At 32.5% G+C, this 14213-nt stretch carries 9 protein-coding genes and 1 riboswitch; of the genes, 7 read left to right on the plus strand and 2 right to left on the minus strand.

Features of this window, described 5'->3' with window-relative positions; all coding sequences use genetic code 11:
- Positions 1 to 107: riboswitch (SAM riboswitch) on the plus strand.
- A gap of 160 nt (positions 108 to 267) precedes the next feature.
- The 5 genes from BED47_RS09910 to BED47_RS09930 all read left to right on the plus strand — a co-directional run bounded on the left by BED47_RS09910 (position 268) and on the right by BED47_RS09930 (position 5183).
- The gene (locus BED47_RS09910; RefSeq protein ID WP_025568751.1) at positions 268 to 1317 is read left to right on the plus strand and encodes an LLM class flavin-dependent oxidoreductase; all 1050 of its coding nucleotides are present in this window, start codon (positions 268 to 270) and stop codon (positions 1315 to 1317) included.
- A 15-nt stretch (positions 1318 to 1332) separates the two neighbouring features.
- Complete coding sequence (locus BED47_RS09915) at positions 1333 to 2286, plus strand: ATP-grasp domain-containing protein (protein WP_025568750.1); 954 nt, start codon at positions 1333 to 1335, stop codon at positions 2284 to 2286.
- Positions 2287 to 2533: 247 nt separating this feature from the next.
- Positions 2534 to 3118: a histidine phosphatase family protein gene (locus BED47_RS09920; protein ID WP_069033581.1), complete on the plus strand. Its 585-nt coding sequence runs from the start codon at positions 2534 to 2536 to the stop codon at positions 3116 to 3118.
- Positions 3119 to 3166: 48 nt separating this feature from the next.
- Positions 3167 to 4156, plus strand: coding sequence for an aldo/keto reductase (locus BED47_RS09925; protein ID WP_025568747.1), 990 nt, complete (start codon positions 3167 to 3169; stop codon positions 4154 to 4156).
- 319 nt (positions 4157 to 4475) lie between these two features.
- Complete coding sequence (locus BED47_RS09930) at positions 4476 to 5183, plus strand: hypothetical protein (RefSeq protein WP_069033582.1); 708 nt, start codon at positions 4476 to 4478, stop codon at positions 5181 to 5183.
- A gap of 619 nt (positions 5184 to 5802) precedes the next feature.
- Here the strand turns inward: BED47_RS09930 and BED47_RS09935 are convergent.
- Positions 5803 to 6990 (minus strand): Ger(x)C family spore germination protein, encoded by a 1188-nt coding sequence (locus BED47_RS09935; RefSeq protein ID WP_069033583.1) that lies wholly within the window; start codon positions 6988 to 6990, stop codon positions 5803 to 5805.
- Positions 6991 to 7640: 650 nt separating this feature from the next.
- Positions 7641 to 8552: a LysR family transcriptional regulator gene (locus BED47_RS09940; protein WP_069033584.1), complete on the minus strand. Its 912-nt coding sequence runs from the start codon at positions 8550 to 8552 to the stop codon at positions 7641 to 7643.
- A 132-nt stretch (positions 8553 to 8684) separates the two neighbouring features.
- Here BED47_RS09940 and BED47_RS09945 point away from each other — a divergent pair, with 132 nt between their 5' ends.
- On the plus strand, positions 8685 to 12275 hold the full coding sequence (locus tag BED47_RS09945; protein ID WP_069033585.1) for a bifunctional 2',3'-cyclic-nucleotide 2'-phosphodiesterase/3'-nucleotidase: 3591 nt from the start codon (positions 8685 to 8687) through the stop codon (positions 12273 to 12275).
- Positions 12276 to 12522: 247 nt separating this feature from the next.
- A complete protein-coding gene (locus BED47_RS09950) occupies positions 12523 to 13758 on the plus strand; it encodes a cation:proton antiporter (RefSeq protein WP_069033586.1) in 1236 nt (411 codons plus the stop codon).
- Positions 13759 to 14213: the final 455 nt, after the last annotated feature.

The following is a 14213-nucleotide window of genomic DNA, read 5'->3' on the forward strand; positions in this document are numbered from 1 at the left end:
AACTTATCGAGAGTGACCGAGGGATCAGGCCCTATGACGTCCGGCAACCTCCTTATTTAGGAACGGTGCCACTTCCTGCAGAATGAAATCATTCTGATAGATAAGTCGAAAACAATTGTTTCCGATGCCTCTTTCTGAATGAAAGAGGCTTTTTTATTTTTTATTTATTTACGCGGAAGGTTAAACAAAACTGAATTCCACTATATATAAATCCAACTTAACCGATGCGAAAACTAGATAATTTTGAGGATAAAGGAGAGAATAGAAATGAAATATGGTTTTTGGTTACCGATTTTTGGAGGATGGTTACGTAATGTGGATGACGAAAGCATGCCACCAACATTTGAATATGCTAAAGAGGTCATTCAATCAGCTGAAAGATGGGGATATTCGACTACTTTAATTGCTGAATTATATTTAAACGATATTAAAGGTCCAGAACATGATTCCCTTGAAGCTTGGTCTACAGCAGCGGCACTTGCTGCAGTAACGGAAAAAATCGAAATTATGACCGCGATTCGTCCAGGTTTTCATAATCCTGCAGTAACAGCAAAAATGGCTGCTAATATCGATCAAATCAGTAACGGCCGTTTTACGCTAAACGTCGTTTCTGCATGGTGGGCAGAAGAAGCTCGTCAATATGGCGGTATTTTTACAGAACATGATGAACGCTATGCCCGTACAGAGGAGTTTATTGATGTCCTAAAAGGCTTATGGACAGAAGAAACGTTCAATTATTCAGGAAAATTTTACGACTTAAAAGATACGAAACTTGCTCCAAAACCTGTGCAAAGACCAAACCCGATTCTTTATGCAGGTGGTGAAAGTGAAAAAGGTAAGCAAACAATTGTTGAAAAATGTGACGCTTATGTGATGCACGGTGGAACAGTTGAAGAAATTAATCAGAAAGTAACAGATATGAAAGTACGCCGTGAACAAACTGGCAATGCACCTTTAAGTTCTTTCGGTATGGCTGCTTATGTTATTTGTAGAGATACAGAAGAAGAGGCTTTAGCTGAGTTAGAAAAAATTACGACTGTGAAAGATTCTAGCGGTTATGCGGGCTTTAAAGACTTCACGACTAAATCACAATTAGAGCAACAAATACAATTACAAGATTACTCAGTTTCAAATCGTGGTCTTAGAGCAAATCTAGTAGGGACACCAGAGCAAATTGCAGATCGAATTTTACAATATGAAGAAGCTGGCTTAGACTTATTATTATTACAATTTTCACCTCAATTAGAGGAAATGGAACGCTTTTCAAAGCAAGTTATGCCATTAGTAGAAAAAAAACGTAGTTTAATAAAAAACTAGAATGGGGACATAAAAATGAGCAAAGTATATGTAATACATGAAAATAGTGAATGGACAATCCATTTAACAAAAAGATTAGAGGAGCTTGGTGTTCCATTTGAAGAATGGCATTTAGACGAAGGTACTGTTGATTTATCAACCGTACCACCAGAAGGGATTTTCTATAGTCGAATGAGTGCTTCTTCTCATACACGTGATCATCGTTTTGCAGCAGAATTTACTGGGCAAGTCTTAGCTTGGCTTGAAGCACATGGCCGTACGGTTTTAAATGGTACGAATGCCCTAAAGCTAGAAGTTAGTAAGGTTTTACAATACTTAGAGCTAGAAAAGTATGGTGTTAAGACTCCAAAAACGATTGCAGCGGTTGGAAAAGAAAACATTATTAAGGCAGCTAATAGCTTTGATGGACAGTCATTTATTACAAAGCATAATCGTGCAGGTAAAGGCTTAGGTGTTCAGCTTTTCCATAGTATTGAAGCTTTAAAAGCTTATGTAGAAGGACCTACATTCGAAGAACCAGTCGATGGCATTACCCTTATTCAAGAATACATCCAATCACCTGAAAGCTACATCACTCGTTGTGAATTTGTAGGAGGAAACTTTGTATATGCTGTTAAAGTTGATACTTCGGAAGGTTTTGAACTTTGCCCAGCTGATGCATGCCAAATTGGTGATTTATTCTGCCCAGTAGGAGAAGAAGTAGAAGAGAAGCCTAAGTTCCAAATCATTGAAGGCTTTGAGGACGAAATAATAAATAAATATAAAGAAGTTCTAGTTAAAAATAATGTTCAAGTTGCCGGAATCGAATTTATTAGAAATGCTGAAGGCACAATTTTTACTTACGATATCAATACAAATACGAACTATAACTCAGATGCAGAAGAAAAAGCTGGAAAATTCGGAATGCTTGAATTAGCATCATTTTTAAAGAAGTCTTTGGAAGAAAAATACACTACTACAGCAAAATAATCTATTTAGAAAAGCTCAAGCCTATATGTAACAAAGGTTTGGGCTTTTTTTGTGGTCAGTTTGTTAAAATTTTTCTAGAACTAAGAGTAATAGGCAATTATTTGAGAGGAATATGCTAACGATTAAAAATAATATATTGATAATATAAGATTGTAAGTTGTTATTAAATTTTGAGGCAAAAAAGGTCTAATGACTCGTACCACTTGATTTTTAAAATAGGCTTTTAAGATTCAAAAGGGGGATACAAATGAAAAAGACTTTTTATTTAATGAGACATGGACAAACATTATTTAATAAAAGAAGGAAAATTCAAGGTTGGTGTGATTCACCTTTAACTGAATTTGGAATTAAACAAGCAGAGGCTGCTGCAAAGTACTTTAGAGAACAAAAAGTTATTTTTGATCATGCCTATTGTTCCACATCAGAAAGAGCTAGTGATACGTTGGAAATCGTGACGGAATTGCCGCATACAAGATTAAAAGGATTAAAAGAATGGAATTTCGGAACTTTTGAAGGTGAAAGTGAAGATTTAAATCCAGCGCTACCTTATGGTGATTTCTTTGTTAAGTTTGGTGGAGAAGATCAAAAAGAACTGCAACAAAGAATGGCTACTACATGCCAAAAAATAATGGAAGAAGACAATGAAGTGGTATTAGCTATATCCCATGGAGCAGCTTTAAGAAATTTCATGCGGGTTTGGGAGCATAGAAGTTCGATTGTACAACAAGATCGAATTGGAAATTGTTGCATCCTTAAGTTTGAATATGAGAACAGGGAATTTAAATTAGTAGAGATTATCAATCACAATTTTAGTGATGTAGTCCAGGTATAGTTTTTAAAGATTAATAGATTACATATTTCCGAAAGTGAGGATAAAACAATGGAATACACAAAACTTGGGAATACAGGATTAGAAATATCTAGAGTTTGCCTTGGTTGTATGGGATTTGGAGATGCAAAACGTTGGATTCATCCATGGGTAATCGATGAGGAAAGTAGCCGTACAATCATTAAAAAAGCACTAGACTTAGGGATCAATTTTTTCGATACGGCGAATGTCTATTCAGATGGAACTAGTGAAGAATATGTTGGTAGAGCTTTAAAAGATTATGCCAATCGAGATGAAATTGTTCTTGCTACGAAGGTTTATTTCCCTATGCACAAAGGTCCGAACGGTTTAGGACTTTCCCGAAAGCATATTATGAGTGAAATTGATAAAAGTCTTAAACGACTAGGAACAGATTATGTGGATTTATACCAAATCCATCGTTGGGATTATAACACTCCAATCGAAGAAACAATGGAGGCACTTCATGATCTAGTAAAAGCTGGAAAAGTAAGATATATCGGTGCTTCCGCTATGTATGCATGGCAGTTTTTGAAGGCATTACATGTTGCAGAGAAAAATGGATGGACCAAATTTGTCTCGATGCAAAACCATCTGAACCTCATATACCGTGAAGAGGAAAGGGAGATGCTGCCTCTTTGTAAAGAAGAAAAAATCGGCGTAATTCCATATAGTCCACTTGCGTCAGGAAGATTGACACGTGATTGGTCAAATACGACACTTAGATCTGAAACTGATGAAACTCAAAAATCTAAATACGGTGCAACTGAAAATACGGATCGTCATGTTGTGGAACGTGTTGCAGAGATTGCTGAAAAACATGGAGTAACAAAATCAAACATTGCTCTTGCTTGGTTACTGCAGAAAGAACCAGTATCAGCACCAATTATTGGAGCTACTAAAATTTCACATTTAGAAGATTCTGTTGGTGCATTGTCGGTTAATTTAACCGCGGAAGAAGTTGCATATTTGGAAGAGCCTTATGTTCCACATCCGGTAGTTGGTGCTTTAGGCCCTAATTAATGTCAATTTTAGTATAATGAATTTATCCCCTATTTTCCTTAAGTGTGAAAAGGGGTTTTTTTAGGTGATTTCACTATCAATAGCTCTAGTTTATAAAGTATGAGTTAGTATATATATCGTTTATATTGCTTTTCTAAGCCTTACTTTTAGAAAGAATTCATAAATCAAATGTTCAAGCTGTAAATTTTAAATGCATTTGTAAGAGCGCTATTTTCAACAATATTGAAGTAGGAAATTATCACTTGTTTTTTTGTATCACAGTGATATATGTTGCAATATGCCGAAAAATCCTTCATATTTGTTAAAAAGGAGGTCCGATATGCGAAGTGATATACAACCGAATGAACGAGCTTTTTCTTCCAAGGAAGTAGCAGAAGAACTGGGTATTGCAACACCTACTGTTCGAAAGTATGGTCAAATCTTAGAGCGCAATGGATATGAGTTCTTGAAAGATGGCGATCGGCGAATATTTGTTCAATCTGATATTAGAGTGCTTATAGCGTTACGCGATTCAGAAAAGCCCCTAGAAGATACTGCAAAAGACCTCGTGTTTCAACAAAAAGAAAGATTAGAAGGTTACGATGAAACTCAAATTGCGATATCCGATACATATGAAAATTTACCACATGACCCAAATCAATTAAATGAGTTTTTAAGATTTTTAGTCAGTGAACTTGCAGCTGCACGTGAAATGAATGTACAACTGAAAAATGATATGACAGAACTTAAAACGGCGGTTTCCAGGCTTCAACAAGATCATCATGATATAAGTGCAAATATTGGGAATTCATCTAATAAAACTTATACCAAAATTGAAAAATTAGCTGAACAACAAAAAATTCAATACGAGACAATACTTGAACAAGAAAAACAAACAATTGATTTTTTACAAGAAGAAATACAAAACATAAGAGAAGAACAGAGAAAAGAATGGAGATCACAAGATGATTTTAATAAACGTTTAGAAATTGTGATACAAAAGCCTAGAGATAAATGGGGCTGGCTTTTCTCTTTATTTAGAAAATAAAGGACCTATTAAAATCTTTTTCTGCTAATCTTGTACAAATCTGTTTAAAACTTTTAAAAATTTTAATAAGTACTTTCAGGTCGATACTTCCATAAGGATGTATCGGCTTTTTGTTTCCTAATCGTAAAAATTTGTATGCGATACAAAAAAGTAATATAAAATTGAACAAATGTATCACTATGCGATATTCGATCGTTATTAGATTTTTTCATCTAGGCCACCAGTAGAATAAAAAATCAACTGATATCAGTTGATTTCAGTTTAAAATAATACTTTTGAATAGTAGATTTTATTTTATATCATATCAAAATCTTACAAATTCCCGGGAAATATCTACAAATTTCTTAGTGATAAGAAATTATTCTACTTGTGACACTATGTCCGTAATAACTAGTAGTGATATATTAGAAAAACCTCTCCATAAAAATTTAATATATTACTTTTCGACGAAGTTTATTTAGTGTTCGAACTTTTTTAATATTGATTACATTATATTGCATTACATTGAAAAGCCCCCGAATAGTACAGGGGGCTTTTGTAGTTTCCAAGTTGGGTTTTATACTGAGTTCTAATGTCCTGTTTTTTCAAGGAGAATTTTAAAAGCAAATACTAAGTCTTCCTAATAAGGATAAGATTTCCTTCTCATTCCAACGTTATTAATTTGAACGTCGACACTTACTGTAACTTTTGCTTTTTTAAATGTATCATTCCAATTACCCTCATATTTTTTATAAATTTTTGGATTAACCATGTATAATTTTTCACCAAAACCAAATGCATCTCCACCGAATTTTTTTACTTCAGAAATCCCTTTTTCCATTGATTGTTTTATAACATTTTCAGCTGACTTTTCATATTTATTGAGTGTTTTAGCTTTATCAAAATTGGCATTACAAAATACCTCGTCAATATGGCCAATTGATTTTATTTTTATATTTATAATTGGAATATTATCCTTGATTTTAATTTCCGTCATAGATTTTACCCGAGTAAGCTCCATCGAATCAAATTCTTTTTTATTACATGGTATTTGGACATTCGTTTCTTTGATCAGATTATCAATAATTTGTATTGATTTTGCCGGTGGTCCATCTAACCATCCAACTAATTTTCCATCTCTGAAAATCCCTGTGCCATTTATCTTATCATAACTAGAAGTGACTTTATTAGCATTTTCAAGTGTTTCTGATGATTCACTTTCATTTTCTATGCTCACGCCATTTATTACTGGTTCCCTGCCACTACTAGAGATTGCAGAAATTGCCTGACGCATTAATGTTTCTTGATTTTCACCTAAAAGGGCTGATGTATTTTTAATTTTACCTACAATTGATTTAGCAGATATTTTATCTAGTGATGTTATGTTATTCATTATTTCACCGACGCTTTTATTTCTTGCAATAATAACTGGGATATTGACACGAACTTTGGAATCTCTTTCAAATACATCGAAAATATAATTCAATGATCTTTCTTTTGCTAATGTTTCACCAATTACGATAAGAGCAACATGAGAATATATATTTTGTCGCGATCCTTTCTTAGACACATTTCGTACAGCTTCTAAAATGGTCCTACCTTTTTCATCTAACGCAATTACTGGAACACTTTGAGAACCTGACTGTGTTGTAGTCGCAATTGCACTAGGATTAAAAATTTGAGTGATTACATGATATTTTTTTTCTTTTGGGAGGTAATCAATCCCTATTGCAACCACAATCGATACTTGATTTAATTCTTTATAGTTAGAGCAACCACCTAAAAGCATACTTACAATAAGAAATGAATTAAAAAATTTCTTTTTCACATTTTTTCTCCAATATCTTGGCTTCTTTGTATATATAAAATTTAAAAAGCAATATTCCTAAAGGAGTTCTGTTTCATATTATACTTTTCCATTTTTTGCAATTCAATGTACCATTTTCCAAATTCAGAAACATTAAATTTTCCCGTAACTAAATTTTTAAAAAAGTATTCTGCAATCCTACTATACTAATTGGAAAGAATGTAAGATTGATTATTTTAGTAAATAGAATGATCTTAATGATAAAAGTCTCTTTTTAAAAAAAGTAATTGAGTCTAAAATAAATGAATTGAGTAGATTTTAAAATAAAGTAGTTGTTTTTAGATTTAAGGACATCTGCTCTTGAAATAGGAGTTGTTGCTTCTGAGATTCATGTATAACTGAATTAGACTTAAAAGAACCTAATCAAAAAAAGATTAGGTTTTTTTAGACTGTTGAAAAATTAGTTTGTCAATATTATGAGTAAAGTATATTAATATTTTTGCGTTTGTACTTAGTCATGAGCCCGTTATGAGTAAGTTATTTTCAACTTCTCGCTAAATAACTAACTCATGGACCCGCAACTTCAAGCTTATTGAAATACTCATGCCCCTTTTATGAGTATTTCAATATCCTTATAATTTTTAAAAAGATGCAAGAAAAACCCAATTCTATTAGTCTTCTTGTAAATTATTTACACGTTTAAATTCTTCTTTTAATTCATTTATATACTTTTTTTCAGTTGATGAAAGCGGAGGATACTCACTTCGAACACAACCAACATAAAAAGGACGATGGAAAGGATTAATCAGTTCAATGGCAAAGGCTTCCCCAGATTGAATGAGTGACTCATTTTGCACAACAAAGTCTGTACCAATTGTTATAGCAATATTTTCATTGACAGCACTTCTAATACTATCGAGATTATTTGTTGTAAATAAGATCTCAGTTTTGTCTTTTAAAAATTCATCATAATACCATTTTAGATATTGTTCTTCATGAATTACAAACGTCTCGTTTGATAAATCCTTAATCGTTAACTGGTTACATTCGGCTAGCGTATGATTTTTACTGACACAAACATTGATATTCACCTCTTGAAATATATCGAATACCAGATCTTTATTATTTTGTAATAGTTGATCATATATCCAAATCAAACCGAAACGTGCATTCTTTTGTCTTACCTCATTTAAAATATCTAGCGAGCTTTTACCATTAACTTTAATCTTAGTGTTCGGACTTTCAAATTTAATTAATTTAATGACACCGACGATATAATGCATTAGTCCAGGTACAGAAGCAATAGTAATCTCTTTTTGGATTTCATTTTTGTTGATAGCTAACTGCTTTAATTTTTCAGCATGGGCTAGCACATGAAGAGATTTTTCAATTAATTCTTCGCCCTCAGGTGTTGGAATTGTTCCTTGTCTTAAACGTGTAAAAATTTTAAAACCGAATTCGTCTTCTAAATTATTTATGGCTTGTGAGATTGCTGAAACAGAAATATGTAAATTTTTTGCGGACATTGATAGTGATTTCGTTTTTGAAACATCTACAATGTAAGCTAAATGGTCTAAATTCATTTATTTGCTCCTTAAGAAATAGTTAACTATATTTAAGTATAATTAAATATATTTTAACCTATTTTAATTTTATAATAATTTTTGGGGATAATTTTTAATCAAATCCTAATAAAGTATTTAAGGGGAATATAGATGAGGAGAAACAACCGTAAAAATTCGAAAGCGTTATCATTTTCACTAGCTTTATCTTTATTAAGTATGTCAGTTATGAGTACGCCGGCGTATGCAACACCAAAAGAGGCTGAATCTGTAAATGTGCTTGCATCTAAAAAGAATAAAGATGAGAAGGATTTAGTAAACTTTCGAATTATGGAAACGACAGATATCCATACAAATTTATTAAACTATGATTACTACAAGGATGCAGCATACGAAAAAGTTGGATTAGCTAAGACTGCTACTTTAGTAAAAGATGCTCGTAAAGAAGTTCAAAATAATGTTTTAGTCGATAATGGGGATTTAATACAAGGTACTCCACTAGGTACTTATGAAGCAAAAATTGACCCATTAAAAAAAGGAGAAGTTCATCCTGTATTTAAAGCAATGAACATAATGGGTTATGATATTGCAACTTTAGGTAATCATGAATTTAACTATGGATTAGACTTTTTAAATGAAGCATATAATGATGCGGATTTTCCGTACATTAATGCAAACGTTTACGCAGATGATCACGATAAAAATCCTAATAATGATCAGAACAAATTTACTCCTTATAAAATCATTAAGAAAAAAATGATTGATGAGCAAGGAAAGAAGCAAGAAATTAAAATCGGCTTTATTGGGTTTGTACCACCTCAAATCAATGAGTGGGACAAGGCAAATCTTGATGGGAAAGTTATTACTAAAAATATAGTAGAAACAGCTAAAAAATTCATTCCTGAAATGAGAAAAGACGGGGCAGATGTTATTGTTGCAATGACTCATTCAGGTTTTAATGCAAATAAAGAAAATACTGAAGACGTTATTTATTCTTTAAGTGAAGTACCTGGTATTGATGCAATTACGTTTTCTCATACACATAAGGTATTCCCGGCAAAATCAGAGGCTACACTTGATGCATTATTTTTAGGGGCAGATAAAAAGCCATTACCTGGTGTTGATAATTCGAAAGGAACAATTAATGGCGTACCTGCTGTTCAAGCGGGATACGGTGGTGGTTCATTAGGATTAATTGACCTAACACTTAAAAAAGAAAAAGGAAAATGGTCAGTAGTCAATTCCCAGTCTTCAACTAGAGAAATATGGGCTGATGTAAAGGATCCTGCTACAGGTAAAACAAAAACAGAAAGCACAGTAGCTCCAGATCAAGAAATCGTAAATGCTGTTAAACCAAATCATGATGCAACAGTTAAGTATGTAAATACGCCAATTGGAACAACTACTGATGATATCCATAGTTACTTTTCATTGATACAAGATGATCCATCGATTCAAGTTGTTACAAATGCACAAAAATGGTTTGTAGAAAAATATATTGCTGAAAAGAAACCAGAATATAAAGAATTACCAATTTTATCAGTAGGAGCTCCATTCAAAGCTGGCCGTAATGGTGTAGCTGAGTATACTGAGATTAAAAAAGGCGACCTTACGATAAGAAGTGCAGGCGACCTTTATCTTTATGATAATACGTTAAAAGCAATTAAAGTAAAAGGTTCTGTAGTTAAAGAATGGATTGAAATGACGGCAGGTAAATACAATCAAATTGATCCTAATAAAACAGAAGAACAAGCATTATTAAATCCAGCTTTTCCTGTTTATAACTTTGATGTAATTGATGGTGTTAACTATCAAATTGATGTAACAAAACCAGCCAAGTACGATTTAAATGGAAATCTTGTTAATAGTAATTCAAGTCGAGTAATAAATTTAACTTATAATGGACAACCAATTGATCTAAATCAGGAATTCATCGTTGTAACAAATAACTATCGTGCTGGTGGCGGTGGTAATTTCCCAGGTGTTAAAGGTAGCGAACTTGTAGTAGATTCTGCTGATGAAAACCGTCAAATCTTAATGGATTACATTTCAGAATCGAAAACAATTACACCAACAGCAGATCATAACTGGTCAATTGCACCAATTAGCGGAAATGTAAATGTAACGTTTACGACATCACCAAGAGCGGAAGAATTCATCAAGCCTAATAGTAATATTTCATTTACAAATAAAACGGATCTTGCAGGCTTTGGAATTTTTAAATTAGATTTAGGGACTGCTCCAAAAGAAAATATTAAAGTTCAATTATTGGGCTTAAATGATCTTCATGGTCAGCTTGATACGGATACAAAAGTTACTGTTAATGGCCAAGAATTATTAGCTGGGAGTATGGAATACACAGCTGCTGCAATGAAGCAACGTGAAGCAGAAAATCCAAATACATTACTTGTTCATGCGGGTGACATGATTGGCGGTAGTCCACTAATCTCAGCATTATTCCAAGATGAACCAACAGTTGAAGTAATGGAAGCAATGGGTTTTGATGTAGGTACAGTTGGAAATCACGAGTTTGATGAAGGTATAGCTGAATTAAAGCGTATGATGAATGGTGGAGAACATCCTAAAGGTACAAAAGGATATGACGGAATGAACTTTCCAGTGATTGCTGCCAATGCATATGATTCTGCAACAGGAGAATTAATTACTCAACCATACACAATTAAACAAGTGGGCGGTAAAAAGATTGGTTTTATTGGTGTAGTAACGCAAGAAACTCCTAATATGATTGTTCGAAAAGGAAATGAAACGCTTGAAATTCGTGATGAAGTTGAAGCAATTAACCATTATACAGATATTCTAAAAAAACAAGGAATTAAAGCAATCGTAGTATTAGCACATAACCCTACACTTCAAACAGGTAAAGCAGATTTATATGATGCAACTGATATTGCTGAAAAAGTTGATGATGAAGTAGATGTTATTTTTGCTGCTCATAATCATGTATTTAATAATAAAGTAGTTGATAATAAATTAATCGTACAAGCTTATTCGTATGGTTCTGCATTTTCTGATGTAGATTTAGAATTAGATGCAGTAACAGGTGATATTGTTAAGAAGGATGGAGAAGTAGTAACAGTTTATCAAAAAGACTATACACCAGACCCGACAGTTTCAGCGATCATGAAAAAATATGAAGATTTAATTATGCCAATTAAAGCTGAGATTGTTGGTGACTCAATGCAAACTTTACCAAAAGGATATCCATCTTCTGATACTTATGGCGATTTTGCACTAGGTAACTTAATTGCAGATGGAATGAAAGCTGCGATGAATGCTGACTTCGCAATGATGAACGGTGGCGGAGTTAGAGCGGAACTTGACGCTGGTCAAGTTACGTTTGGTGATTTATTCGCAATTCAGCCTTTTGGAAATGTATTAAATAAAGTAATGCTTAGTGGTCAAGATATTGAAACAGTGTTAAATAATCAAATTACCGATAAGGGCTTAGATTTCCACATTGCTGGATTTAAGTATACGTGGGATTCATCAACTAGAAAAGTAGTAGACATCCTTTTACCAAACGGTAGTAAAATTGACCCGAACAAAGAATATTCAGTTGTAGTTAACAACTATATGTACGGAAATGTAAAATATGGTATTGGCGAACGTTCTACTGATTTAGAAGTAGGACCAGAAGATTTACAAGCGACTGTAGATTATGTTAAATCACTTCCAAGACCTTTTGTTTATGAAATTGAAGGAAGAATTCAAAAAGTAAATTAAAAGTATTTCAAAAGTTTTCTAACTAAAACGCATTCTATATTAGAAGAAATGTTAGCTTGTAGACAAAGTGGTAATTTCCATTTGTCTACAAGCTATTTTTTTATAATTGATGAATTGATCTTAATGTGATGAAAAAGTTTCAATCCCTATTTATAAAATTATGTCTTCATATCGTATTAAAAATATTAAATGGAAAAAAATAGAACTATGAAGTTTTTGGCTGGTAGAAAGTAGGTTTAAAAATGATATGGAAACAAATTTAATTGAAAATGCGAATAGTTGGATTGAAAGTATATTAATTCTTTTGTTAGCGGGAGTTTTAGTGTGGATTTTGGCAAGTAAGTTAAAAAAACCATATACAATTTTCCTTGTCATATTAGGTTTATTAATTGGTTTATTAAATTTTCCTTTTTTTAATAAAATAGCCTATATGTTTAGTGACCATCAGTTTTTTTCTGTCATTGTTTTAAGCTTCTTTTTACCCTCTTTATTAGGAGAAGCAGCAATTAAATTAGAGTTTAAAGATCTAAATAAATTTAAAGGGGAAATTGCAAGACTAGCATTATTTGGGACTTTCTTAACTTTTATCATCATTGCACTAGTATTGACTTACCTTTGCCATTTACCATTTGTCGTATCTCTTACGATTGCTTCTTTAATGTGTGCAACCGATCCGATCTCAGTAATGGGCATTTTAAAAGTGATGAAGGCTAAAAAATCAATAGCGATAAGTTTAGAAGGTGAAAGCTTATTTAATGATGGAATAGCTGTAGTACTATTTAAAATTTCTACGGTTTATATTATAAGCTTCATGAACAAAGGGTTATTTGGTGCTTTAGGCGCGAGTTTTATTTTATTTCTTAAAATTGTTTTTATTGGTTTGATTGTTGGACTAGTTTTAGGATTTATCGCGTCATATTTAATTAGCTTAGTTGATGATTATCCGCTTGAAACAATGGTTTCATTTCTTTTATTTTACGGTAGCTATTTAATAGCAGAAATATTCCATGGAAGTGGAGTGATCGCTGTTGTTATTGGTGGTATTGTTTTTGGTAACTATGGCAAAAAAATAGGAATGAATGAAAATACAAAAAATTATATGTATAGTTTTTGGGATATTATCTCATTTATTTCAAATACAATTTTATTTTTGCTTATCGGAATTGAAGTGTACCGATTAAACCTTTTCTCAAATTGGAAATTAACTTTGTTTTCTATTTTAATTACTTTAATGGCCAGAACAATTGCAGTTTATATTAGTTTATTTAAAGCAAAGAGTTTTACAAGTACTGAAAAGTTTCTTATTAATTGGGGGGGATTAAAAGGAGCTTTATCGATATCATTGGCATTAACATTACCTCATAATTTTCCTTATTATAAAAGTATTGTATTAATTGTATTTGTAAATGTAGTTTTTTCTTTACTAGTACAAGGTTTAAGTATTTCGAGTTTAATTGCAAAAATAAAAAAACAAACTATTTAAAACGTGAAACGCTATAATGTAGTTTGGTTATGGAAATAATCTTTTTAAGTCATTTACAAAGTTTGGACAACATATTTTCTAGGAACAAATCTAAGAACAGGTAGCTTTAACACAATAAACATACTTAGTATTCCATTTGAAATTGCCTACTTTTAATTGTATCGTTTTAAAATTATATCTTAATAAGAGGATAGTAAAAAAGAATGAATAAGAAGTTAGAAACCTCTTGTACTTCAAGAGGTTTCTTCACGCTGTTGAAAAACAACTTTGTCAATTAAATTACCAAATTTTCGTAAAAGGAGTAGAGTGATGTTGATTTCCATTACAGGATGCTCGCTTTCCATGGGGCGAGATTCTTTAGCCTCCTCGGCAAGCCTGCGGGGTCTTTAGCCTTCCCGCTAATCCCATAGGAGTCGAGCACCCCTCCATTCCAATCAACTTTTTCATCAAAAAAA

This window comes from Gottfriedia luciferensis, assembly GCF_001712755.1.
GTDB lineage: Bacteria > Bacillota > Bacilli > Bacillales > Bacillaceae_G > Gottfriedia > Gottfriedia luciferensis_B.